This is a genomic window from Enterobacter sp. Taxon_8 (genome assembly GCF_058354585.1).
The window spans coordinates 4,058,954-4,083,635 of sequence record NZ_CM177989.1 but is presented as its reverse complement, the minus strand read 5'-3'; the positions used below and the strand labels follow the sequence as shown (position 1 = coordinate 4,083,635).

The following is a 24,682-nucleotide window of genomic DNA, read 5'->3' as shown; positions in this document are numbered from 1 at the left end:
TTAAGCCTCAATTAAAAAATCGCAGGTCGCGGAAGGGAGGATCGCCGTTACCGGTTGTACGGGCTCTTCCAGATAGTTGATCTGACGAAGCCCCGCCAGACTTGCCGGGACCGGAACGGGCTTCTTGCCGGCGTTAAATACGCGGACGACCGTACCTGGCGACTGCTGCGCATGGGGCAGGGCAGAGAGAATGAGCGGCTCTGGCAGGCTCAATAATGAGAATTCTGCCGGAAGCCGTCGGTCGGGCAGACGCAAGGAAAAGCGCTCAAGACGGTGATCGAGCGTGTGCAGCGTCTGACGTTGATAGGTGAAGGGCTGTCCGGCCGCCTGATTTTCCAGCTGGCGAAGCGTAAGATGCCCGGCGTTGCCGGCCAGCGCCACGGTGAATGAAAAGCACAGCGGTTTCAACAGTTGGGCATCGGGGGTCTCAACCACCGTATTATTAATGCCGGACGCCCGGCCCGGTCGCCATTGGAGATCGTTGCGCCCGAGCACGCCCGTTGATTTAAACAAGGTCAGAGCGATCGCCGCTGGTTCACTACCGATAATTTGAAATTCCTTCATACCGCGGCTGTTCACTACCAACGCTTTGCCCGCTTCCGCGACAGCAATAATGCCCTCGGTGGTTTCGATATCCACGGGCATCTCGCGATAGCGCTCCTGCCAGTTTTCACCGGCACACCCTGTTTCGCGATGAATTATCGCGAAAGGCTGTGAGGCGATCGCGTGACGGGTATGAATATCGCTGCCGATCAGTAAACGAAGTCGGTGATCGCAGTGGCTGTTTTCCAGAGAAGCCTCGACATACAGGTTCGGATCGTCATGGCGTAATTCGCAGACGAAACGAATGGACAACGGCGTTCGGGCCGCATCCTGACGGCTGGCGAGATCCTGCGGAAGAAGCATTGTGGCTTTGAAGGTCAGCTTTTCGACAAGCGGCGTTTTCACGCCGCTGAGGAGCGTAAAATACGAACAGCGCGTCGGCGTGTCGCCCGCAAGCGGTGAAAAATCGTAGCTGTCGCCCGCGTCCGCACAATCTTCGAGAGTAAAGAAAGAGGGGATGCGTCTGCCGCTGCGTTTGTCTTCCAGGATAAGCGTTCCGGCGTCAAGCGTCAGTCGATAATGCGCATTCTCTATCTCGCTGCTCTTTGTCTGCTCAGGCTCCCGTAGAGGCGCACGGCCATCTTCAACATTAACGCTGAGATAGCCGAGCGGCGGAAGAACCGGTGTCTTTACCGCCACGTGCCAGCGGTAGTAAGGGGGAAGGGATGTCTCACGCTCGCCTTCGGCGGTAAGAGAGATCGCCGTTCCGCCGGGCAGAATGTCCTTTTTCAGGACGTCGAAGGGGATGGGCTGCCCCTGATACGTCAGGGCGATATTATCAGCCCGGCTATACAGGGTGGTTATCACCACGCGCTGCGTTGGGATGGCCAGCGGGTTGAAAATCAGCAGGTCGCCTTCCCGAGCGCAGGCGGCGGCCAGCATTTTCACCACCAGATTCCACAGGCTGTGGCACAGCTGTTCGGTTTGCTCCAGCCGATGCAGTATGTCGCGGTTGGTGGTATCGCTATTACAACCGCCGATGGAGTCGTGGGCATGGCTTCGCAAAAGCTTTTTCCAGAGCGTATCGACGAGTGAGAGATTGACCGGGATCCCCTGATGACGCGCCATTGCGATTGTCGGCTCCAGCTGCCGCAGGATAAACTGCTCAACCTCATCATTTTTCTTTTTGATGTCATAGCGCACGGAGCCGATCGTTTTATGGATGCGGGTGTAGCGCGGCGATTTCAGCTCCCCTTCCCAGCGTTCAAACTGCTCACGCTGCGCACGCAGAATGTCGACGTAGCGCTCCAGCGAGCTGATGACGTAGCGGTCCTGGTCCGGGGAGCTTGCGCTGGCCACCTGCAGGATTTTTGGCAGTGCCGGGTCGATGCTGACCTGATCGCCGCCGCAGGGCAGGAGCAGGTCGTTGATACCGGCACGTGAACGCAGAAGATTGACCATTGGGTAGATTTTGCCCTGCAGATGGCTCGCTTCGGAATCCATGTTTTTGGCCGCACCATAACCAAACGCCATCGCGCAGGCGATAACGGTCGCCCCTGAAGGCGCGCGCCAGAGGAACTGGCTGCTTTTAGCTTGTTTGTCGTGATCGATACCGCGCCAGAAGACGATGTTATCGATATTGCAGCCCTGCAAAATCGTGGGCATCTGCGCATTGTGGCCGAAGGTATCAGGAAGGTACCCGACCTGCATGGCGTGCCCCAGCTTCCGAGCGGCGAAGATGCCGTACTTAAGATTGCGGATAATGGATTCGCCATGCACGTTGTAGGTGTCCGTCTGGGTATACCATGGTCCCACAAGGATCCTTTTCTCTCTGACCAGCGTTTCCAGCCTGACGCGATAATCGGGATTGATGGCGAGAAAATCCTCCACTACCGCCATCTGTCCGTCAAGGTGATAGCAGCTGTAAGCCGGATCCTTCTCCAGCGTGTCGATGACCTCTGCAAAGTTATATGACGCCAGCACCATGCTGTCCTGATGGGTGAAATACCACTCCTGATCCCAATGCGTGTGGGCAATGACGTGGATCTGATTCATGACGTTCCCCTTACCCGGCGTTCTTTGGGCTGACATAAAGCACGCCCAGGGCGCAAATCAGTGCGCCAACAAAAACGCTCGCCAGGTAGCCCACCACATTGGTTGCCAGCGGCCAGCCCCAGATGGCCGGCAGAGGCAGCGTCTGCTTCACGCCGAGTGCAATGGCGACCAGCGCGCCGGCAACGGCACCGGTCATGAACACCGGGATCAGGCGTGGATTTTTCAGGATAAATGGGATCGCGCCTTCGGAGATCCCAATCACGCCCAGCAGCAACGAGGTACTCCCGACGGTTTTTTCTTCCCGGCTGAAGACATCCGGTAATCCAAAGCGGCCGTTGAGAAACGCCGCAAAGCCGACGCCAATAGAGGGGATCACGATGGAGAGTTCGCGGGCGGTGAGATCAAACGTTTCGCTCATGCCATTCAGGCCAAGCGCGACCGAGCCTGCCGCCTTGTTGACCGGACCACCCAGGTCGAACGCGGTGCCCGCGGCGATCATCGCGGAATAGAATCCGCGCCCGGTGTCACCTGCCGAGGTAAAAAAGACCACCATCAGCTGGTTAAGCGAGCCAAAAATGGGGTTAATCAGGTATTCCATGACCATCACCAGCGTAATGCCTGTGATTAGCGGGACGACCAGCATGGTTTTAATGGTGGTGAGCTGCTGGCGGACGTGAATCGAATCATTAAGCCAGCGCACCAGATAGCCCACAAAAAAGCCAATGCCAATCGCGCCGAAAAAGCCGGACGGCATAAAGCCTTCGATATCAAAGAAGCGCTTGTAGACTTCGTCGGACATGATGCCGCCGATAAGCCCGGGGATCAGCGCCGGTTTACCGGCAATCGAAAACGCCAGAAACATGGCGAAGACCGGGTACATGAACTTGATGGTCATAAAGCCCACTTTATCCAGTACGCTGAATGGCGAATGCTCAATGTTAATAAACTGGCCGGTAATTTTGGCCGTTGCCATCATCAGCCCACCCATAACCACCACCGGCAGCATGTAGCTGATGGCCGCCATGATATGGCCGATAAAGACCTGGTAAGCCGAACGCGGAATATCGTCTTCGTCTGTTACGCAGGTCGAGGTGACGTTTTTTTCCATGGCTAGCGCCTGACGCAGATAGCGATCGGTATGCTTGATGAGATCTTGTGTTCGGGTCTGAAGGTGGGGAATGTTTTCAAAACGCTCGGCATCCTGAATGGGGACGTCGGTTGCCAGAATAATGGCCGTGGCGGAGGCGATATCCTGCTTTGTTAAGCGGTTTTTAACGCCGTCGCTGCCCTGCGTTTCGACCTTTACCTCGATATTGTGTTCTTTAGCCCACGCAATAATTTTATTCGCCGCCATAAAGGTGTGTGCAATACCTGTCGGGCAGGCCGTTACCGCGACAACTTTTCGTTTCGTCATTGTCATAATTCCCTGGATGTGAAAACAGGGAAAGTATAAAGAGAACATAAAGCAGTTTTTAACGTTTGCTAATACTAATTACGTATCGTGATACGCGTAAATGCAATGTGTGAAGCGCCTTCCAGAGACTATTTTTCTGCTGTGCTAATATCATGCCGGGATTAAACAGGGCGTAATTTATGAATTCATTTCAGGGAAGTGAGCGTTTGATATTTGAATACATTCAACATCACGCGGGTAATATTTCTAATATATCGGCAAAAGAGATAGCCCGTGATACCTATACTACGACAACATCCGTTAATCGTGTGTGTAAAAAAATGGGGTATAAAAGTTATACCGAACTTCGGTATCGTTTTTTGCGCGATCATTTTACACCCGTGCCTGCAGCATCCGGCGTAGGTACACAGGCGGACGATATTGTGGCGGAGGTGTCAAGGTTGCTCACCCATTCCAGCCATATCTATCTGTACGCACGGGGTGCCTCGCTCACCAGTCTCAACTACCTGTCGCGTTTTTTATCGCTGGCGAGCCTGCCGCACCTTATTTTGAATGACATGCACCAACTGACACGAGTATCGAAGGGAACACTGGTGCTGATCAGTAAATCCGGGGAGACGCAGTCGCTGATTGAAATGGCGCGTAACGCGCTGCGCAAAGGGTTAAAGATTATTGCGATTACCCGCGAAGGATCGACGCTTGCTGCAATCTCAACGTTATGCTGGCCGTTACCGATCGACATTAACGCGTTATCGCTGTATCAGCGGGAAGGGCAACTTGAACTGTTAAGCGCCGTGGACCGCATCGGCTGCAGGCTGCTGCAGCACGATACGGTGTAGTCAGGCTGTCAGAGCTGCTTCACTATCCCCAGACGTACGGCATAGTCATTTTCATGATTGCCATCAGCAGTGATGTACGTTTTATCCAGAGAAACCAGTTCGACGTAAGGCGTCCAGCCCTCGTCGAGTTTGTAGTTGAATGCGATAGTGTGTTCCCAGTAGGTGTCATCCCCGGTTCCCTGATCGACGTTATCCTGCCAGCGGAAGCGCGGATTGTAGGACATACCGAATTTGCCGATGTTATACGCGAACCAAATGTCGAACTGGTGTGACTCGCGGCGGGTATAGCCGTTGCCGTCTAGTTTTCTGTCACTGTGCGCATCGTTTACGGTGTTATAACGATAGCGGGCAGAAAGGTTCAGCCCATTATCGAACGCTTTCCAGCCCTGAATGAAAGGGCGGTAATGAGTGTTGCTGGCAGTGAAAACCGTCACCAGGCCCGGCGCAACCGCAAAGCCATTTCCGAGATCGAAGCGCCAGCGCGTTTCGATCTCCTGGGCTGCCTCTGTTACCCCTTTGTCGTTGGGATTGTATCTGTCATTATCACCAAAAAAGGTATCGTTGTGGTTTTGTGCGGCTTCGACGGAGAAGTAAAAACCGTTGTTCGCCTGATGCATGACCTTAATACGTGAATCATTTACGTCTGAGCGCGTATTATGACCAAAACGAAGATCGACGGACGTATTTCCGCACCATCCCTGTGAGCTTAATAATAATGTGCTAATACACGTTGCTTTAATAATTGTCTTTTTCATAATATCCTGCCGAGGTTATTTGATTGGCAGGGCTATTTTTATTTTGGGTACGCCGCGATGTAAAAGTTATCGTCGTACATTTAGCGTATCGCTAAACATAAAAAAGGAGATACAGCATGCCGTATCTCCTGACGTTTATTCCTGCACCCACCAGATGGCTTCAAACGGACGCAATAGCAGCGCATCGGGACAGGAGGAGACTTCCTCGTAGTTGCTGAGTGCGACCCGCCACACTCCTGTCACCGGGTCGGGTTGCCACTGCTGGCGCTCGTGACTCAGGTTTGCCGCAACAATCAGCGTCTGCCCCTGCCAGTGACGGCGGTAACACCAAAGAGAAGGATGTTCCGGCAGGAGATCCTCATAATCCCCCCACGTCAGCACCGGGAGGGTTTTGCGCAGACGAATCAGCGACTGATAGGTGTAGAACACTGAATCCGGGTCGTCCAGCGCCGTACGGGCGTTCACGGTTTCGTAATTACCGCAGACGCCAATCCACGGTTCGCCCTCGGTAAAGCCCGCGTTGTGCGACGCGTCCCACTGCATTGGGGTTCGCCCGTTATCGCGGGATTTACTCGCCAGAATCGCCAGTAATTCATCCGGCTCGCGGCCGCTGGCACGCAGTTCCGCGAACATGTTCAGGCTCTCCACGTCGCGGTAATCGGTGATGCGGCTGAAGTGTGGGTTGGTCATCCCCAGCTCCTCCCCCTGGTAGATATACGGCGTGCCCTGCATGCCGTGCAGCACCATGCCGAGCATCTTCGCGGCGTGAACGCGGTATTCTCCTTCGTCACCGAAGCGCGACACAATGCGCGGCTGATCGTGGTTACACCAGAACAGCGCGTTCCAGGCTTTGTTGTGCATCCCCTGCTGCCAGTGGCGGAAGAGGGTTTTGAGCGCCACGAAGTCCGGCTTCGCCAGCGTCCATTTTTCGCCGCCCTGGTAGTCCACCTTCAGGTGGTGGAAGTTAAAGGTCATCGACAGCTCGCGCCCGTCGAGCGACGCGTACTGCTGGCAGTTTTCCAGCGAGGTCGAGGACATCTCGCCCACCGTCATCAGGTTGCGCGGGGTGAAGACGTCGCGGCTCATTTCCTGCAGATATTCGTGGATGCGCGGGCCGTCCGTGTAGAAGCGGCGGCCGTCGCCTGTGTTATCGTCAGGGAAATCCTGATCTTTCGAAATCAGGTTAATGACGTCGAGGCGCAAGCCGTCGACGCCGCGGTCGGCCCAGAACTCGCACACCTTTTTCAGCTCGCCGCGCACCGCCGGGTTTTCCCAGTTGAGGTCCGCCTGCTCTGGCGCGAACAGGTGCAGGTAATACTGCTCGCTCTCCGCGTGCCAGCGCCAGGCGTTGCCGCCAAACTTGGAGCGCCAGTTATTGGGCAACTGCTCCGGCGTGCCGTCTCGCCAGATGTAGAACTGGCGGTACGGGCTCGCTTTGTTCAGCGACTCGCGGAACCAGGCGTGCTGCGTGGAGGTGTGGTTAAACACCATGTCCAGCACGATGCGAATGCCGCGCGCGTGCGCCTCAGCGACCAGCTCGTCGAAATCATCCAGCGTGCCGTAGGCCGGATCGATGGCGGTGTAGTTTGCCACGTCGTAGCCGTTGTCCACCTGCGGGGAGATATAAAACGGCGTCAGCCAGATGGCGTCGATGCCGAGGGTTTTCAGGTAGTCCAGACGCTGCGTCACGCCTCGCAGATCGCCGGTGCCGCTGCCGGTGGTGTCCTGGAAACTCTTGGGGTAAATCTGGTAGATAACGCCGTTTTGCCACCAGTGAGGAAGGGTATTCATAGTGTGTTCCTGCAAATGCGAAGGGGCGCAACTGCGCCCCGAAAGAGAGAGTTAAACAATCTGCAGCGAGCCCTGACGGAACTTACGCTGGTAAACCACGGTGGTGAGCGCCATTGGGACGATAATCGCGATGGCCATCGCCAGGGCAAACACCTGCCAGTAAGCGGGCTGGATGGAGAGGATGCCCGGCAGGCCGCCGACGCCAATCCCGTTTGCCATTACGCCGTTCAGTCCGCACACCAGGCCAGCCAGACCGGAACCGATCATCGCGCAGAGCATCGGGAAGCGGTATTTCAGGTTGATACCGTACATCGCCGGTTCGGTGACGCCGAGGTAGGCGGAGATGGCCGCCGGAACGGAGATCTCGCGTTCGTTGTGCTTGCGGCTGACGATAATGATGCCGGTCACCGCTGACGCCTGAGCAATGTTAGACAGGGCGATAATCGGCCAGACCGGCGTGCCGCCGAGGCTCTGGATCATCTGCATATCAATGGCCAGCGTGGTCTGGTGCACGCCGGTGATCACCAGCGGGGCGTACAGGAAGCCAAACAGCGCGGCGCCAATCGGGGCGAAGCTGCCGGTCATCAGGTGACGCACCGCGAAGGCCACGCCGTCGCCAATCATGCGGCCAAACGGACCGATAAAGGCATGCGCCAGGAACACCGCCAGAATCAGCGAGCACACCGGCACCACCACCAGATAGAGGTAATCCGGCACGATGCGCTTCAGTCGGATTTCAATAAAGCCCAGCGCCAGCCCCGCCAGCAGGGCCGGAATGACCTGCGCCTGATAGCCCACTTTGGCGATGGTAAACAGGCCGAAGTTCCACACCTCAGGCACCTGCTGACCAAGTAAGTAAGCGTTCATTAACTGCGGAGAGACCAGCGTGACGCCGAGTACGATACCGAGGATCGGCGTACCGCCCATTTTACGCACCGCGGACCAGCAAATCCCGACCGGCAGATAGAAGAAGATCGCCTCGCCAATCAGCCACAGGAAGTCGTACACGGTTTTCAGCGCCGGATACATCTGCGCCAGGGTTTTACCGTCGCTCATCGGCACATCGCCGATGACGTTACGGAAGCCTAAGATCAAGCCCCCACTGATCAGCGCGGGCAGCAGCGGGAAGAAGATCTCCGCAAAGTGGGAAATCAACTGCTCGTGCCACTTCATGTTCTGGCGCGCGGCCTTCTTCGCCTGCTCTTTATCGGCGGAGGAGTGCCCGGTCGTTGCCAGCAGAGCCTGATAGTAATCGCCCACTTCGGTACCAATCACGACCTGGAACTGACCGGCGTTGGTGAAGCAGCCTTTGACCATGGAAAGTTCTTCAATGGCCTTCGGGTTGGCTTTGGCCGGATCGTTTAGCACGAAGCGCAGGCGGGTAATGCAATGGCTGACGGTGGCGATGTTTTCGCGGCCGCCGACCAGGACGATCAGCCGATCGATATCTGCTTGTTTGACTTTACTCATCATGAAACCTCATGACAGATGGTGAGGGGGGTAATGACCTGAGCGCAAGCCTACTCCTTCAGCGTGACGGCGAAAATGGGAACGTTCCCGAAATCGGGCGAAGATCACAATAATCTGTTTTATGGCGATTACGAAAGGTGAGCGGGAATGACGATCTGACGCGGCTCAGCGCGCCCGTTTATCTGCTCGATCAGCTGCGCGGCGGCCTGTCTGCCGGATTCGGCGTAGCCCGGGTCGACGGTGATGATCTCCGGGTGCAGGAACTTCATCAGCGGCGTGCTGCCGACGCTCGCCACCTGCAGGTTATCGATACGCTGCTCCTGCAGATATTTGCTGGCACCCAGTGCAAGGGTATCCGTGGCGCACACCAGCGCGGTGGTCTGCGGCGTCAGTACGCTGGCGACCTGCTCGTAGCCCTGCTTCATGCCCAGACCCGGCAGGGAGGCCACGGCGGAAAGATTGTGCTTTTTGCAAAAGGCCAGGTAGGCCTCATGACGACGCTTGCCGGTGGTGACGTCCGCGTGCGGGACGCCGAGGAAGCTGATGTGGCGATGGCCTTCGTCAAAGAGGCGCTGCATCAGGGTGATAATCGCGCCCTCGTCGTCATAGCAGACGGAGGCAAACCCGTGGGCATCGCGCGCCAGCAGCACCAGCGACGGCTGCCAGGGTTTTAGCATCTCGTCTTTGATGCCGGTAAAGCCGAACAGCACCACGCCATCAATGTTGCGCCGCTGGAGCATACCCAGATGCTCTTCAACCAGCTGCACAGAGAACTGGCTCTCCATCATGATCGGATCATACCCCTGCTCGTAGAAGGCGGGCAGCATGGTCTGCACGGCGAGGTTTTCAGACAGAGAGTCCAGACGCGAGACAATGATGGCGACGACTTTGTCACTCTGCCCGCGCATGGCGCGCGCGGAGCGGGAAGGGGAAAAACCGTGCTGATTCATGACCGCCTCAACGCGCTCGCGGGTGCGTTCGCTGACGCCGCTTTCGTTGTTCAGCACGCGTGAGACGGTCGATTTCCCCACGCCGCTTAAACGCGCGATGTCTTTAATCGTAAGGCGGTTCTGCATGCTGTATTCCCTGTAACAACGACGATGTAGTGAATTGAGCCTAATGCTATAGCGCGATTTCGCTATGGGCAAAGTCTGGTTTACGTTCGGTTTATTTGCAGGGGGGTATAATACCGCCCGAATCGTCATATAGGGTACGCTTAAATCCTTATACTGCGCGGCGACACCCTACTTTTTACTTACCGGAGGCTTCATGGATCCCGATCCCACACCTCTCCTGAACGGGAGAATGCGTTCTTTCCGGTAAGCCAGCTTTTGCTGTCTCACCGGCGTGAGGCAGCAACGTCTTAAACGTTCCTGCTTGAAAAATTGAGTGCCTCTCAGGTACGGCTTTGCCACGCCTGAAGGAATTGCTGCGTCCGCCCTGGCGGATGCGGAGGAATGACTATGTTTAAAAATATCACCCGGCAGCTGCAGGCCCTGCTGAGCCGCCACCTGCCACACCGTCTTGTTCAGCGCGACCCGCTGCCTAATGCCAAAAACATGGCGGGGGCGGCGATCCCCGCGTCCCTGACCGAACGCTGCCTGAACGTGGCGGCGATGGATGAAAACGAAGTCTGGCGCGCCTTTGGCGGACACCCGGAAGGTCTGAACGCGGCAGAAGTGGAAAAAATCCGCGCCGTGCATGGCGATAACCTCATTCCGGCGCAAAAGCCGTCTCCGTGGTGGGTGCACCTGTGGCTCTGCTACCGCAACCCGTTCAACCTGCTGCTGACCGTGCTCGGCCTCATCTCCTACGCGACGGAAGATCTGTTTGCCGCAGGCGTCATTGCCCTTATGGTCGGTATCTCCACGCTGCTGAACTTTATTCAGGAAGCCCGCTCTACCAAAGCGGCTGACGCCCTGAAGGCGATGGTCAGCAACACCGCGACCGTCTCGCGCGTGATTAACGATCTCGGCGAAAACGCCTGGGTGGAACTGCCTATCGACCAGCTGGTGCCGGGCGATCTGGTGAAGCTGGCCGCGGGGGACATGATCCCGGCGGATTTACGCATCATCCAGGCGCGCGATCTCTTCGTCGCGCAGGCCTCCCTGACCGGGGAATCCCTGCCCGTTGAAAAGGTGGCGCGCAGCCGCGACCCGCAGCAGATGAACCCGCTCGAGTGCGACACCCTGTGCTTTATGGGCACCACGGTCGTCAGCGGCACCGCGCAGGCGATTGTCACCGCCACCGGGGGCAACACCTGGTTTGGTCAGCTTGCCGGACGCGTCAGCGAGCAGGAGAGCGAGCCAAATGCCTTCCAGAAAGGAATTGGCCGCGTCAGCATGCTGCTGATCCGCTTTATGATGGTGATGACGCCGATCGTGCTGCTGATCAACGGCTACACCAAAGGCGACTGGTGGGAAGCGGCGCTGTTTGCGCTCTCCGTGGCGGTCGGCTTAACGCCGGAAATGCTGCCGATGATCGTCACCTCCACGCTGGCGCGCGGTGCGGTGAAGCTCTCTAAACAAAAAGTGATCGTTAAACACCTCGATGCCATTCAGAACTTTGGCGCGATGGACATCCTTTGTACCGATAAAACCGGCACCCTGACGCAGGACAAAATCGTGCTGGAGAACCACACCGATATCTCCGGCAAAACCAGCGAGCGCGTCCTTCACAGCGCGTGGCTGAACAGCCATTATCAGACCGGGCTGAAAAACCTGCTCGACGTTGCGGTGCTGGAAGGGGTGGATGAAGAATCAGCCCGCACGCTCTCCGGCCGCTGGCAGAAGGTGGATGAGATCCCGTTCGACTTCGAGCGCCGCCGCATGTCGGTGGTGGTGAGCGAGCAGACGGACGTGCATCAGCTGATCTGCAAAGGTGCGCTGCAGGAGATCCTTAACGTGTCGACGCAGGTTCGCTATAACGGCGACATCGTGCCGCTGGACGACACTATGCTGCGCCGCATCAAGCGCGTCACCGACAACCTGAACCGTCAGGGGCTGCGCGTCGTGGCGGTCGCGAGCAAGTTCCTGCCCGCGCGCGAGGGTGATTACCAGCGTATTGACGAATCCGATCTGATCCTCGAAGGTTACATCGCCTTCCTCGACCCGCCGAAAGAGACCACCGCCCCGGCGCTCAAAGCGCTGAAGGCGAGCGGTATTACCGTGAAAATCCTCACCGGCGACAGCGAGCTGGTGGCGGCGAAAGTGTGCCATGAAGTGGGGCTGGACGCGGGCGACGTGGTGGTGGGGAGCGATATTGAACATCTCTCTGATGACGAGCTGGCGAAGCTTGCCCAGCGTACCACGCTGTTTGCCCGCCTGACGCCGATGCACAAAGAGCGCATCGTCACCCTGCTCAAGCGCGAAGGGCACGTGGTGGGCTTTATGGGCGACGGCATTAACGACGCGCCCGCGCTGCGTGCGGCGGATATCGGTATTTCCGTCGACGGGGCGGTGGATATCGCCCGCGAAGCGGCGGATATCATTCTGCTGGAAAAAAGCCTGATGGTGCTGGAGGAGGGCGTGATTGAAGGGCGCCGTACCTTTGCCAATATGCTCAAGTACATCAAGATGACCGCCAGCTCCAACTTCGGTAACGTCTTCAGCGTGCTGGTGGCGAGCGCGTTTCTACCGTTCCTTCCGATGCTGCCGCTGCACCTGCTGATCCAGAACCTGATGTACGACGTGTCTCAGGTGGCGATCCCGTTTGATAACGTGGACGACGAGCAGATCCAGAAGCCGCAGCACTGGAACCCGGCAGATCTCGGGCGCTTCATGCTGTTCTTTGGCCCGATCAGCTCCATCTTCGACATCCTGACCTTCTGCCTGATGTGGTTTGTGTTCCATGCCAACACCCCGGAACATCAGACGCTGTTCCAGTCCGGCTGGTTCGTGGTAGGCCTGCTGTCGCAGACGCTAATTGTGCATATGATCCGCACCCGCCGCATTCCGTTCATCCAGAGCCGTGCCGCGTGGCCGCTGATTGTGATGACGGGGATTGTGATGGCGCTCGGCATCGCGCTGCCGTTCTCACCGCTGGCGAGCTACCTGCAGCTGCAGGCGCTGCCGCTGAGCTACTTCCCGTGGCTGGTGGCGATCCTCGCGGGCTATATGGTGCTGACCCAGATGGTGAAAGGATTCTATGCGCGTCGGTATGGGTGGCAGTAACGGCAGCGCCGCCGGGCAGCTAGCTTTCCTCCTAAATTCAACAACCTGTGATCTCCGTCGGCGCATTCGCTTGACGACAAATTGAGCGCATGTTAACAGAATGTTTTGCCTTTATTTGGCCCGTCAGATAAGGAACATTCATGTTACGGTACAGTCTCTTAACCGCCGGGCTGATGCTCGGCGCCTCAGCCTTTGCTGCCCCGGCAGGCGATCTCCCCTTAATGCCCTGGCCTGCCAAGGTCGAACGCCCGACGCCCCAGGGTGCGCTGGTGCTCAGCAACAACGTATCCATTAGCGTCAGCGGGGACGATCTCGGTGACGCCGTCAACCGACTGCGCCAGCGCATCGCCCTGCAAACCGGCTGGACGCTGCAGCCGCAGGCTGAAAAGCCGGACAAACCGACTATCCGCATCGCGATTGCCAAAAAGGTCAAGCCGCAGCCGCTGCCGGACAGCGATGAAACCTATAAGCTCACGGTGGACGCCAACGGGGTGAATATCTCCGCCAACACCCGCTTCGGCGCGCTGCGCGCCATGGAAACCCTGCTCCAGCTGATGCAGAACGGGGCGGAAAACACCTCGATCCCGTGGGTTACCATTGAAGATTCGCCGCGTTTCCCGTGGCGCGGGCTGTTGCTCGACTCGGCGCGCCACTTTATTCCGCTGCCGGATATCAAGCGCCAGATCGACGGCATGGCCGCGGCGAAGCTCAACGTCCTGCACTGGCACTTAACCGACGATCAGGGCTGGCGCTTCAGCTCGAAGCGCTACCCTAAGCTGACGCAGCTTGCCAGCGACGGGCTGTTCTACACGCCTGAGCAGATGCGCGAGGTGGTGCGTTACGCCGCCGAGCGCGGCATTCGCGTGGTGCCGGAGATCGACATGCCGGGTCACGCCTCGGCGATTGCCGTGGCCTACCCGGAGCTGATAAGCGCCCCGGGGCCATACGCCATGGAGCGCCATTGGGGCGTACTGAAGCCGGTTCTCGAGCCCACCAAAGACGCGACTTACACGTTTGCGGACGCGATGGTCAGCGAACTGGCAGCCATCTTCCCCGATCCGTATCTGCACATCGGCGGCGACGAAGTGGACGACAGCCAGTGGAAAGCGAACCCAGCCATCCAGCGGTTTATGCGCGACAACAGTCTGGCGGACAGCCACGCGCTGCAGGCTTACTTCAACCGCAGGCTGGAAACGATCCTCGAGAAGCATCGCCGCCAGATGGTCGGCTGGGATGAGATCTACCATCCCGATCTGCCGAAAAGCATTCTGATCCAGTCCTGGCAGGGCCAGGACGCGCTGGGGCAGGTGGCGCAGAACGGCTACAAGGGCATTCTCTCCACCGGTTTCTATCTCGACCAGCCCCAGTCCACCGCCTATCACTACCGCAACGAAATTGTCCCGCAGGGGCTGAACGGCGTGGACGTGATTGCAGATACCGACAGCGTCCAGAGCTGGGCCTTTTCCATGCCGCGCCTGAAGGGCAAGCCGGTGGAGGGGAGCTTCACGCTGGTGAAAGGGGATGCCGGCTGGCGCGGGTTTATTGATTTTGCCGGGAAATCCCGCCGCGCGGTGCAGAACATCGAGTGGCGCGATGACAGCCAGGTCACATTTACCGTTGATACGTGGATGGGCGAAACGCGCCCTGTCGTCACCGTCGATAACGACAAACTCGCCGGTTATTTCCTTGTCGGGAATACGCGTTACCCAATCAGCGGCACGCGTCTGGACGCGGTGCCGAAAGGCATTCCGCCGGTCGTGCCGGACGTGGCGAATCAGGCAAACCTGCTCGGCGGCGAAGCGGCGCTATGGGCGGAAAACGTGGTGGCGCCGGTGCTGGATATTCGTCTGTGGCCGCGCACGTTTGCGGTGGCGGAGCGGCTGTGGTCCGCGCAGGATGTTAACGACGTCGACAACATGTACACCCGCCTGCAGGCGATGGACAGCTGGTCGACGGTGTCGGTCGGGCTGCAGCAACATACCCAGCAGCAGGTGCAGTTCACGCGCCTCGCCGGTAATGCCGACACGCTGGCGCTGCAGATCCTCGCTCAGGCGGTAGAGCCCGCGCAGTATTACACCCGCCAGCACCTGAAGTTCCAGGCGGGAAACTACCATCAGTTTGAGCCCCTCAACCGCTTTGCGGATGCGCTGAACGCCGAAAGCGCCACCGTGCGCCAGATGCACAAATGGGCGGACCGTCTGGTGAGCGATGCGGAAGACACGGAAAGCGCTGACGCCCTGCGCCACGTCTTTAACCGCTGGCAGAGCAACACCAGCGACGCGCTGGCGTTAAGCGAAAACAGCTATCAGCTGAAGGCGATGAAGCCGGTGATCCAGGAGGTGGATAAGCTGGCGTCGATTGGCCTGCGGCTCACCGACCTGGTGGCGCGCCAGGGCACGCTGGATGATAAAGAGATCGCGTCGATTCAGAGCGAGCTGGATAACGCGGCGAAGGTTCAGGACGAAGTGGTGATTGCGGTGGTCTATCCGCTGGAGACGCTGCTCAGGGCGACGCGGAATCAGTAGCAAGCAACAAAAAAGGCAGCCTGGGCTGCCTTTTTTATCGCCAAAGCGAATTAACGACGAACGGCAATCGCTTCGATTTCAATTTTCACGTCTTTTGGCAGACGCGCCACTTCCACGCAGGAGCGCGCCGGGAAGGTGGCGTTGTGCTCGGTGAAGAACGCTTCGTAGGTGGCGTTAACGGTCGCGAAATCGTTCAGATCCTTCACGAAAACGGTAGTTTTCACGATATCACCCACTTTCAGACCGGCAGATTCAACGATAGCCTGCACGTTTTCCAGCGACTGACGCGCCTGTGCCGCGACATCTTCCGGCACCGCGCCGGTTTTTGGGTTCACCGGGATCTGCCCGGAAGTGATGATCATGCTACCCAGATCAACGCCCTGAACGTAAGGGCCGATAGCCGCTGGTGCATTTTCCGTCGCGAGTACTTTGCTCATGTTTTCTCCAGAATTACAGCGTTAAGAATGTTCCCGGCCATTATAACAGCCGGGATTTCATTACCAACCTCAATTAGTTGGCCAGCACCACATAATGAGAAAACTCTTTTTCGCAGTATTTGCATTTGAGCGCGATGTCATCGGCGCGTTTTTTCACTGCAAAGCTGGAGGAAACCGGCTCAGCGTGACTGATGCAGTTGCTGTTCGGGCAGACCAGCACGCTTTCAATGCGATTCGGCAGGCTCGGGCGGGATTTACCGACCACTTCATACTCGTCGATGCGGTTGACGGTGGCGTCCGGCGCGTACAGCGACAGCTGGTTGACCTGCTCGTCGGTCAGGAAGGTATTCTCGATTTTAATCAGGTCTTTGCGGCCCATCTCGCCCGACGGCAGGTTCAGGCCTATGGTGATGCGCTGGTCGGTTTCCGTCAGTTTGAACAGCGTCAGCAGCTTAAAGCCCACCTGCGCAGGGATGTGGTCAATCACGGTGCCACGCTTGATGGCTTCAACCTGGAGTTTGTTATCGTGTGTCATGGTCGTCTCCCCTTACAGAGCTAATTCGCGATTCAGAACCAGTGCCAGTAACGCCTGGCGGGCGAAGATGCCGTTCCCGGCCTGCTGGAAGTACCAGGCGTGCGGCGTTTTGTCCACGTCTGTGGTGATCTCATCGATGCGCGGCAGCGGATGCAGTACCTTCATGTTGTCGCGCGCGCCCTCGAGGTCGCTGGCGCGCAGCACGAACTGTGCCTTCACGTTGGCGTATTCGGACGGGTCCAGACGCTCTTTCTGCACACGGGTCATGTAGAGAATATCCACGTGGCTCATCACCTCTTCGATGCTGGCATGCAGGCTCCACTGAATGCCTTTCTCGTCCAGCATGTCGAGAATGTACTGCGGCATCGCCAGCGCGTCCGGGGCGATGAAGAAGAAGCGGTTGCCGTTAAATTTCGCCAGCGCCTGGGTCAGGGAGTGAACGGTGCGGCCGTATTTCAGGTCGCCAACCATGGCGATGTTCAGGTTCTCAAGTTTGCCCTGCGTCTCCTGAATGGTGAACAGGTCCAGCAGCGTCTGCGTTGGGTGCTGGTTGGCACCGTCACCGGCGTTCAGCACCGGAATGCCGCCGGAGAACTCGGTCGCGAGGCGCGCCGCGCCCTCCTGTGGATGACGCATCACAATTGCGTCGACGTAGGTGCTAATCACTGAAATGGTATCCGCCAGGGTCTCGCCTTTTTTACCCAGCGACGTGTTGCTGCTGTCCGAGAAGCCCACCACGCTTGCGCCCAGGCGGTGCATGGAGGTTTCAAAGGAGAGGCGGGTGCGGGTCGAGGCTTCAAAGAAGCAGCTCGCAATCACCTTGTGCTTCAGCAGCTCCGGTTGCGGATTGGCCTTCAGTTTTGCCGCGGTTTCCAGAACCAGTTCCAGCTCTTCGCGGCTGAGGTCGTTTATGGAAATGATGTGTTTTTGATAAAGCGGATTCATGTTTATCTCCTGACGCCGGGCAAAAAAAAGCCCCTCAAATGAGGGGCTCTGGGAATAGGTTTAGCAACGGGAAGAAAAACGGCAGGCCAGCGTCTGATTTCAGACGCGGTAAGACGTTATGTCGTACACGCTTGACCATGCTTCCTCCCGGCAAATTGTCGGGCATTATACGCAGCTCGCTTTTCGGATCAAGCGATTTAATGCACGCTTTACTCAATGCAAACGGTTCTTTATGAATATTAATGCGTTCTGAGTAAATAATTAATTTGCTTATGCACCAGCGCGGTACGCTTCACCACCCGGGGGGCGACCCAGACAATACTGCTGCCGGCCACCACGCCTAATATTTCCGGAAGCTGGTGATAATCCAGAATACGCGCCACCGCGCGGCCATATCCGGCGACGGTATGAACAAGGATAAACTCGCTATTATGCTCGACGCTGACCACCATTTCGGACACGGTACGCGCGGCGTCGGGGGCAGGGCGCAGCTGGGGATTCAGCGAATAAATCTTTAGCCCTTTGGCATTTCGAATTTTTATGACACCGAGCAATTTAAGCAGACGTGAAACGGTGGACTGGCTGATGGTCTCAAAACCACACTCCTGTAAATCCCGGCGGATCTCCTCCTGAGAGAGGTAACTCTTTTCTGCGATCAGGCGCTGGCAGACCGTCAGCTGTAGTTGCTCTTTGGGAGAGTACTCTTCGTAATCCATCATAGTTCCCATATCAGTTCCCGAAATAACCGGTGGCACCGCACCGATCCGTAGGCCGGATAAGCGCAGCGCCATCCGGCAAATTACAACAACGCCCCCAGACTTAACGCCACCATAATCACCACCGTCAGGATCGCCAGCAGCGGCGCCACCCATTTCAGATAGCGCACGTAAGGCACCCGAGCGATAGCCAGCCCGCCCATCACGACGGCAGAAGTGGGCGTGACGAGGTTAACGATGCCGGAGGCCGACTGGTAAGCCGTCACCACCAGGTCGCGGTTGACGTTAGCGAAATCGGCAAGCGGCGCCATGATCGGCATCGTCAGAACGGCCAGGCCGGATGAAGATGGCACAAGAAACGACAGCACGACCTCCAGCCAGTACATCACGTTGATAAACGCTACCGTGGACAACCCGCTGACCAGCCCTTCCGCGCTGTGCAAAATGGTGTGGGTAATCATGCCCTTATCCATGATGACTACGATACCGCGCGCGATGCCGATAATCAGCGCGACGCCCAGCAAATCTCGCGCGCCGTTGATAAACGTCGACGTCAGTTCCTCTTCGCTCATGCGGGCAATCAGGCCGACAATAATCGCGCTGGCGAGAAACACCGCGGAGATCTCCGCCATCCACCAGCCCAGTACCGCCACGCCGTAAATCATCACCGCGAAGGCGAGGGCAAAAATCACCAGGATGATTTTGCGCACCGGGGTGAATTCCAGCGACTGTTCGCCCTTGTTGCCAAGGAAATGGGCGCGGTTCTCTTCCTGTTTATCCGCGACGATCGACAGCGACGGATCCTGGCGGACTTTGCGGGCATAGCGCATCACCCACGCCACGCAGATGATCCAGCCGATGACCAGCAGCGCCACGCGCAGGGCGATGCCGTTGGTAAAGGGGATCCCGGCGGCGTTGGCGGCGATGACCGTGGCAAACGGGTTGATGGTGGAACCCAGCGTGCCGATCCCCGCCCCGAGCAGCACGGTAGAGGCGGCGACAACCGGATCGAACCGGGCGGCCAGCATCACCGGCACCAGCAGGGTGTAGAACGGCAGAGACTCTTCGGCCATGCCGTAAATCGTGCCGCCCGCGGCGAACAGCGCCATCAGGATCGGGATCATCCACTCCTCCCGCCCGCGTAACCGGGTGGTGACGCGCTCGATCCCGGCGTCAATCGCCCCGGTTTTGGTGACGATCCCGAGAAATCCCCCGATGATCAGAATAAACAGCGCCACGTCGATCGCCCCGGCCTGGCCGGAAACCGGATCGTACAGCCCGGCGATGGGCGCCATCAGGACGGAAACCAGCCCCTGCGGATGTGCCGCCACGTGCGCGTAGGTGCCGGCAATCGGGACTTCTTTACCGAGGGTTTCGTTCATCGCCATCTGGTACTGACCGGCGGGGACGACCCAGCTCAGCGCCGCCACAACGGCAATCAGGAAAAAGAGAATGGTGTAAGCGGAGGGAAACTTGAACTTGCCCATGATGTTCTCCTTAAACCCGGCGCACCCGCGGCGCGCCGGGCGGTGATTAGTCGCCGAGTGTCGCCACCATGACCGCTTTGATGGTGTGCATGCGGTTCTCTGCTTCGTCGAAGACGATGGAATTCGGCGATTCGAAGACCTCTTCCGTCACTTCCAGCCCCTTCAGGCCGTACGCCATCTCGATCTCGCGGCCCACTTTGGTGTGTTCGTTGTGGAACGCCGGCAGGCAGTGCATGAATTTGACGTTCGGATTGCCGGTGGCCTTCATCACCTGGGCGTTAATTTGATATGGCTTCATCAGGCTGACGCGCTCGGCCCAGGCTTCCTTCGGCTCGCCCATGGAGACCCACACGTCGGTGTAGAGGAAATCGGTCCCCAGCACGCCTTCTTCCACGTCGTCGGTGAGGGTGATGCGCGCGCCCGTCTCTTTCGCGATGGCGCGGCACTGTTCAACCAGCCCCGCTTCCGGCCAGAAGGATTTCGGCGCGACGAGGCGGATATCCATCCCCATCTTGGCCGCGCCTACCATCAGGGAGTTGCCCATGTTGTTGCGCGCGTCGCCGAGATAGGCAAAGCTCAGTTCCGGCAGGGTTTTGCCCGGGGAGTGCTCCAGCATGGTCATCAGGTCGGCGAGGATTTGCGTTGGGTGGAACTCGTCGGTCAGGCCGTTCCACACCGGCACGCCCGCGTACTCGCCCAGCTCTTCGACGATGGCCTGACCATAGCCGCGGTATTCGATGCCGTCGTACATGCGGCCCAGCACGCGGGCGGTGTCTTTCATCGACTCTTTATGGCCAATCTGCGATCCGCTTGGGCCGAGATAGGTCACCTGCGCGCCCTGATCGAACGCGCCCACTTCAAAGGCGCAGCGGGTGCGGGTGGAGGTTTTTTCAAAGATCAGGGCGATGTTTTTCCCGACCAGGGTTTGCTTCTCGCGCCCGGCTTTTTTGGCGGCCTTGAGCTCGATGGCGAGGTCGATCAGGTACTGGATCTCCGCCGGGGTGTAGTCCAGCAGTTTCAGGAAGTTGCGGTTTTTCAGGTTGATGGTCATGGCTAAATCCTTTTTAAAATGAGTGTTCAGTTACGAATCAGCGTGCCTTTCTCGCCCGCGAGGATCTCCGCGCCGTCGGCCAGCGCGCCGATCCCGGCAATGCCGTTGCAGGCTTCAACGAACTCGCGGCAGGCGGCCACTTTCGGCCCCATCGATCCGGCGTCGAACTGCATGCCCCTGAGCAGCTCCGGCGTCAACTGCGCCAGCGGGCGCTGGGTCGGTTTGCCCCAGTCGAGGTACACCGCGTCGGCATCGGTCAGGATCAGCAGGGCGTCGGCCTCGATCTGGCGCGCCAGCAGGGCGGCGGAGAGGTCTTTGTCGATCACCGCCTCAATGCCGCGATAGCCGTTGGCGTTCTCCACTACCGGCACGCCGCCGCCGCCGTTGCAGATCACCAGGTGATCGCGCTGGATCAGCGCCGTGATGGCGTCGCTCTCGACGATGCGCTTAGGCTGCGGAGAGGGCACCACGCGGCGGAAGTACTTGCCGTCGGCCTTAAACACCCAACCTTTCTCCGTCGCCAGCGTTTTTGCCTGGGCTTCGCTGTACACCGGGCCGATGTACTTGGTCGGGTTGCTGAAGGCCGGATCGGCGGCGTCCACTTCTACCTGGGTGAGCAGAACGCTCACCTCCCGCTGCGGCAGGCTGTTTTTCAGCGCCTGCTGGAGCATGTAGCCGATCATTCCCTGGCTTTCGGCGCCGAGAACGTCCAGCGGGTAGGGCGTCACTTTGTCGTAGGCGCTGTTCTGCAGCGCCAGCAGTCCGACCTGCGGCCCGTTGCCGTGTACCAGCACCACGCGCCACTGCGCCGTCAGCCCGGCGATGGTGCGGGCGGCCTGCTCGATGTTCTGGCGCTGGATCTCCGCTTCCAGCGGCTCGCCGCGCTTGAGCAGCGCGTTGCCGCCCAGGGCCACAACCAGAGTGGGTTTTCGTTCCATGATGGCTCCTTTAAATTCCGTCGCGTTCCAGCGGGCAGCTCATGCAGCGCGCGCCGCCGCGGCCGCGTCCGAGTTCGTCGCCCGGGATGGGCAGCACGGTGATACCCGCTTTGTCGTACTTCTCGTTGGTCCAGACGTTGCGCTCGTAGCCGATCACCACGCCGGGGCGGATGGTCAGCACGTTATTGGCGTCGTTCCACTGCTCGCGTTCGGCCTCAAAGGCGTCGCCGCCGGTGGTGATCAGACGTACCTGGTTAATGCCGAGCGCCTTCTCGATGGCGTGCAGCAGGTCGGTTTCCTGGGTACGCAGCAGGCCGCCGCGTCCGTCCGGGGTGAGCGTCCAGCACTGGGCGTCTTTGCGCACCACTTCCGGGTAGACGGAGAAGGTGTCCACGTCGATGTGGGTCATGACGGTGTCGAGGTGCATGCAGGAGCGGTGTTTTGGCAGCTCAACGGCGATTACGCGCTCGGCCTGACGGTGTTTGAACAGGCTGTTGGCGAGGAACTCCACGCCCTGCGGGGTGGTGCGTTCAGACATGCCGATCAATACCGCGCCGCGGCCAATGACTAATACGTCGCCGCCTTCTAAAGTGGCGTGGTCGTAATTAATATTCTCGTCGCCGAAATACTTAATAAAATCGCCGTCGGCGAACGCCGGGTGCCAGCGATATATTGCCCGCAGGTTATTGGTTTCGCGCTGACGGGCCGGTTTGGCCATTGGGTTAATAGAGACGCCGTTATAGATCCAGCAGGAGGTATCACGGGTAAATAAATGGTTTGGCAGCGGCTTCATAATAAAATCATTCGCCGTGTGGGTATCTACCACCATATTTTTAATCGCCGCCGGAATTTCACCGTAGGTTAATCCGCCGCTTAATCTGCGCGCCAGTTCACGGTGCGGCATATCCGCCAGCCAGCCGCGCACGTCGCCGGCAAAGGTAGGGCCGAGGCGGTAGTCGGAGATTTGCGTATCCAGCAGCCAGGCCTTCGCCTCTGCAATATCAAGGGTTTGTGTCAGAAGGTCGGTCAACAGCAGGACTTCCACACCCTGCTCGCGCAGCGTGTTTGCGAAGATGTCATGCTCCTCACCCGCCCGCTCAACCGAGAGCACGTCATCGAAAAGCAGCTCCTGGCAATTCGATGGCGTTAAGCGCTTCAGACTTAAATTTGGGCGGTGCAGCATAACGCTACGCAATTGACCAATTTCAGAACCGACGTAATGCTTTTCCATAATTATTCCTTTAACTGTTTTTCAGAATAAAAAGGGCATGCGCCATGTAACGTATTTAATTTCATGGCGGCTAAGCTCAATTGATTTCGTGATTCATACTAGGCAGTTAAATAATCTGTATTGTGATGTTGCTCACGCGAAAATGGATATTAAGGGATTTGTTTTCATTTGCATGATTCGCATCAGATAATGATTAATTTCATATTATTGATGGGTGAATAGCTAAGCAGGATTCGGTGGCATTATTTGAGGTTGTTATTGTTTTGTAGATTTTAATCTTTTGACATATATTGTTATGTGACTGATTTTAAACGATAAGATTCATGGGTAAGAATGGCTATGCAATTAACGTAATTAACTATTTTGCACTTAAGAAAAATCAATAAATAATTATGGTTTTTTAGAGCAAATTATCAAAACAGTAAAGTGTGAGGCGGCATGGGGTTTTGTTAATTAGAGAGCATGATCAAGAGGTTAGAACAGCCGTGCGATAAGCGCCGATCGAGGTTATGCATAACCCCTGCATAATTGCCTGGGCAGGATTAACAGCAAATTAACACCATTCCCGATAAACATGCGCTCGCGCAAACCTCGTCCAAAAAGGGCTGGTATGGCAGCCGGGATTCTCGTATAAAAGGTAAAAATGAAACGTTGTTTTATATCGAGGATTTTCTCATGATTATCGGCAACATCCACCATCTGCAGTCCTGGCTGCCTGACGATCTGCGCCAGGCGATTGAGCACGTTAAAGCCCACGTCACCGACGCGACGCCGCTCGGCAAGCACGACGTCAACGGCAACAGCCTGTTTTATCTGGTCTCTGAAGATACAACCCAGCCGTTCGCCGAACGTCGCGCCGAGTACCACGCGCGCTATCTGGATATTCAGATCGTGATGAAGGGTCAGGAGGGGATGACCTTCAGCACCCTGCCGCACGGTGCGCCGGACACCGACTGGCTGGCGGACAAAGACATCGCGTTCCTGCCGGAAGGCGAGCAGGAGAAAACGGTGGTGCTGAGCGAAGGGGATTTTGTGGTGTTCTGGCCGGGTGAGGTGCACAAGCCGCTGTGCGCGGTGGGCGCGCCGGCGCAGGTGCGTAAGGTTGTGGTGAAAATGCTGGTGGAGTAAGACCCCTCATCCCAGCCCTCTCCTACAGGTAGAGGGTTAGGGTGCGGGCATCAGGCCGCATCGCCGCCTGATTTGCGGGCCTACAAGGGATTGCGTAGTTAATTGATATCGCGGAATAAGGTTGGCCGGGTAAGCGTAGCGTCACCCGGCAAAAAGAGCGCACCAAATCAATTTCATTGTTAGTACGTCGTTTGGCTCATTTTGCGATAGCCAGATTTCTTGAAAAATCCGCATTAGAAACTGACTGTACCTTCCATAAGTTGTTTTCTTTAACCATGCAGTCTATGACTACGTGCTCCTGCTTTTTGCCAAATGCAATGTATACGTTGACACAAACTGGATCAGTATCCCCGGCTATGGCTGTTACATTCTGGGGCCAGTCATCGCCAACGTATTGCGCTTTTAAAAACATATCGGCTTCGTAAAACTCTTCGTCGGCATAACGCGGAGCCTGCGTATGACGGAGTTTTTTCATTGTTGATGCTGTGACATATTTATCTATTTCGTTTCCATCAGTAATGGGAAATGCATCTTTGTTGATTTGATTAATGTACCAGCTGTTAAATTTTACAGCACGCTCAATCGGGTCAGAGTGGCCAGCCATTACAGAGAAAGAAAATATGAAGAGAAGCAGTAAGATATTTTTCATA

Annotated in this window: 20 protein-coding genes and 1 pseudogene; 5 read left to right on the top strand and 16 right to left on the bottom strand. The window is 57.4% G+C overall.

All coding sequences use genetic code 11. From position 1 onward, the window contains the following. Positions 1 to 2,598 (bottom strand): glycoside hydrolase family 38 N-terminal domain-containing protein, encoded by a 2,598-nt coding sequence (locus AC4IBF_RS19435; protein WP_133293656.1) that lies wholly within the window; start codon positions 2,596 to 2,598, stop codon positions 1 to 3. A 10-nt stretch (positions 2,599 to 2,608) separates the two neighbouring features. Further along, positions 2,609 to 4,012 carry a PTS fructose transporter subunit IIC gene (locus AC4IBF_RS19430; protein WP_133293657.1) on the bottom strand — a complete coding sequence of 468 codons (1,404 nt, stop codon included), beginning with the start codon at positions 4,010 to 4,012 and terminating at the stop codon, positions 2,609 to 2,611. Positions 4,013 to 4,191: 179 nt separating this feature from the next. Between AC4IBF_RS19430 and AC4IBF_RS19425 the strand changes: the two genes are divergently transcribed. Next, a complete protein-coding gene (locus AC4IBF_RS19425; RefSeq protein ID WP_252093335.1) occupies positions 4,192 to 4,851 on the top strand; it encodes a MurR/RpiR family transcriptional regulator in 660 nt (219 codons plus the stop codon). Positions 4,852 to 4,859: 8 nt separating this feature from the next. Here AC4IBF_RS19425 and AC4IBF_RS19420 read toward each other — a convergent pair whose 3' ends face one another. The 4 genes from AC4IBF_RS19420 to treR form a co-directional block, all read right to left on the bottom strand. Beyond that, positions 4,860 to 5,606: an oligogalacturonate-specific porin KdgM family protein gene (locus AC4IBF_RS19420; RefSeq protein ID WP_133293659.1), complete on the bottom strand. Its 747-nt coding sequence runs from the start codon at positions 5,604 to 5,606 to the stop codon at positions 4,860 to 4,862. A 135-nt stretch (positions 5,607 to 5,741) separates the two neighbouring features. Beyond that, positions 5,742 to 7,397, bottom strand: a complete 1,656-nt coding sequence (treC, locus tag AC4IBF_RS19415; RefSeq protein WP_491463056.1) for an alpha,alpha-phosphotrehalase — start codon at positions 7,395 to 7,397, stop codon at positions 5,742 to 5,744. Between the two features lie 51 nt (positions 7,398 to 7,448). Then, on the bottom strand, positions 7,449 to 8,867 hold the full coding sequence (gene treB, locus AC4IBF_RS19410; RefSeq protein ID WP_252093420.1) for a PTS trehalose transporter subunit IIBC: 1,419 nt from the start codon (positions 8,865 to 8,867) through the stop codon (positions 7,449 to 7,451). A gap of 128 nt (positions 8,868 to 8,995) precedes the next feature. After that, positions 8,996 to 9,943: a trehalose operon repressor TreR gene (treR, locus tag AC4IBF_RS19405; RefSeq protein WP_252093337.1), complete on the bottom strand. Its 948-nt coding sequence runs from the start codon at positions 9,941 to 9,943 to the stop codon at positions 8,996 to 8,998. Between the two features lie 387 nt (positions 9,944 to 10,330). On the opposite strand from treR, the gene mgtA reads away from it, so the two are divergent. Both mgtA and AC4IBF_RS19395 read left to right on the top strand, forming a co-directional pair. Continuing rightward, on the top strand, positions 10,331 to 13,039 hold the full coding sequence (gene mgtA, locus AC4IBF_RS19400; protein ID WP_045335516.1) for a magnesium-translocating P-type ATPase: 2,709 nt from the start codon (positions 10,331 to 10,333) through the stop codon (positions 13,037 to 13,039). Between the two features lie 140 nt (positions 13,040 to 13,179). After that, positions 13,180 to 15,564, top strand: coding sequence for a beta-N-acetylhexosaminidase (locus AC4IBF_RS19395; protein WP_252093338.1), 2,385 nt, complete (start codon positions 13,180 to 13,182; stop codon positions 15,562 to 15,564). 50 nt (positions 15,565 to 15,614) lie between these two features. Here AC4IBF_RS19395 and ridA read toward each other — a convergent pair whose 3' ends face one another. The 4 genes from ridA to AC4IBF_RS19375 form a co-directional block, all read right to left on the bottom strand. Continuing rightward, entirely contained in the window at positions 15,615 to 16,001 is a 387-nt protein-coding gene (gene ridA, locus AC4IBF_RS19390) for a 2-iminobutanoate/2-iminopropanoate deaminase (RefSeq protein ID WP_008501391.1), read from the bottom strand. A gap of 73 nt (positions 16,002 to 16,074) precedes the next feature. Beyond that, positions 16,075 to 16,536, bottom strand: coding sequence for an aspartate carbamoyltransferase regulatory subunit (gene pyrI / locus AC4IBF_RS19385; RefSeq protein WP_133293663.1), 462 nt, complete (start codon positions 16,534 to 16,536; stop codon positions 16,075 to 16,077). A gap of 12 nt (positions 16,537 to 16,548) precedes the next feature. After that, positions 16,549 to 17,481, bottom strand: coding sequence for an aspartate carbamoyltransferase (gene pyrB, locus AC4IBF_RS19380; RefSeq protein WP_023310198.1), 933 nt, complete (start codon positions 17,479 to 17,481; stop codon positions 16,549 to 16,551). A gap of 34 nt (positions 17,482 to 17,515) precedes the next feature. Continuing rightward, entirely contained in the window at positions 17,516 to 17,620 is a 105-nt protein-coding gene (locus AC4IBF_RS19375) for a pyrBI operon leader peptide (RefSeq protein ID WP_022646880.1), read from the bottom strand. Between AC4IBF_RS19375 and AC4IBF_RS19370 the strand changes: the two are divergent. Continuing rightward, a pseudogene (locus AC4IBF_RS19370) lies at positions 17,600 to 17,717 on the top strand (hypothetical protein). The gene AC4IBF_RS19375 and the pseudogene AC4IBF_RS19370 overlap by 21 nt on opposite strands. 3 nt (positions 17,718 to 17,720) lie before the next feature. On the opposite strand, the gene AC4IBF_RS19365 reads toward AC4IBF_RS19370, so the two are convergent. The 5 genes from AC4IBF_RS19365 to arcA all read right to left on the bottom strand — a co-directional run bounded on the left by AC4IBF_RS19365 (position 17,721) and on the right by arcA (position 22,904). Continuing rightward, positions 17,721 to 18,200: an arginine repressor gene (locus AC4IBF_RS19365; RefSeq protein ID WP_252093421.1), complete on the bottom strand. Its 480-nt coding sequence runs from the start codon at positions 18,198 to 18,200 to the stop codon at positions 17,721 to 17,723. An 80-nt stretch (positions 18,201 to 18,280) separates the two neighbouring features. Continuing rightward, the gene (locus AC4IBF_RS19360) at positions 18,281 to 19,684 is read right to left on the bottom strand and encodes a YfcC family protein (RefSeq protein WP_127729404.1); all 1,404 of its coding nucleotides are present in this window, start codon (positions 19,682 to 19,684) and stop codon (positions 18,281 to 18,283) included. 46 nt (positions 19,685 to 19,730) lie between these two features. After that, on the bottom strand, positions 19,731 to 20,735 hold the full coding sequence (argF, locus tag AC4IBF_RS19355; protein WP_136195693.1) for an ornithine carbamoyltransferase: 1,005 nt from the start codon (positions 20,733 to 20,735) through the stop codon (positions 19,731 to 19,733). A gap of 26 nt (positions 20,736 to 20,761) precedes the next feature. Beyond that, positions 20,762 to 21,673 carry a carbamate kinase gene (gene arcC, locus AC4IBF_RS19350; RefSeq protein WP_143344587.1) on the bottom strand — a complete coding sequence of 304 codons (912 nt, stop codon included), beginning with the start codon at positions 21,671 to 21,673 and terminating at the stop codon, positions 20,762 to 20,764. A gap of 10 nt (positions 21,674 to 21,683) precedes the next feature. After that, positions 21,684 to 22,904 carry an arginine deiminase gene (gene arcA / locus AC4IBF_RS19345; protein ID WP_029739276.1) on the bottom strand — a complete coding sequence of 407 codons (1,221 nt, stop codon included), beginning with the start codon at positions 22,902 to 22,904 and terminating at the stop codon, positions 21,684 to 21,686. Positions 22,905 to 23,579: 675 nt separating this feature from the next. Between arcA and AC4IBF_RS19340 the strand changes: the two genes are divergently transcribed. Further along, entirely contained in the window at positions 23,580 to 24,032 is a 453-nt protein-coding gene (locus AC4IBF_RS19340) for a YhcH/YjgK/YiaL family protein (RefSeq protein ID WP_136195690.1), read from the top strand. Between the two features lie 196 nt (positions 24,033 to 24,228). Here the strand turns inward: AC4IBF_RS19340 and AC4IBF_RS19335 are convergent, their stop codons facing one another. Next, positions 24,229 to 24,681, bottom strand: a complete 453-nt coding sequence (locus AC4IBF_RS19335) for a DUF3828 domain-containing protein (RefSeq protein ID WP_458727124.1) — start codon at positions 24,679 to 24,681, stop codon at positions 24,229 to 24,231. Position 24,682: the final 1 nt, after the last annotated feature.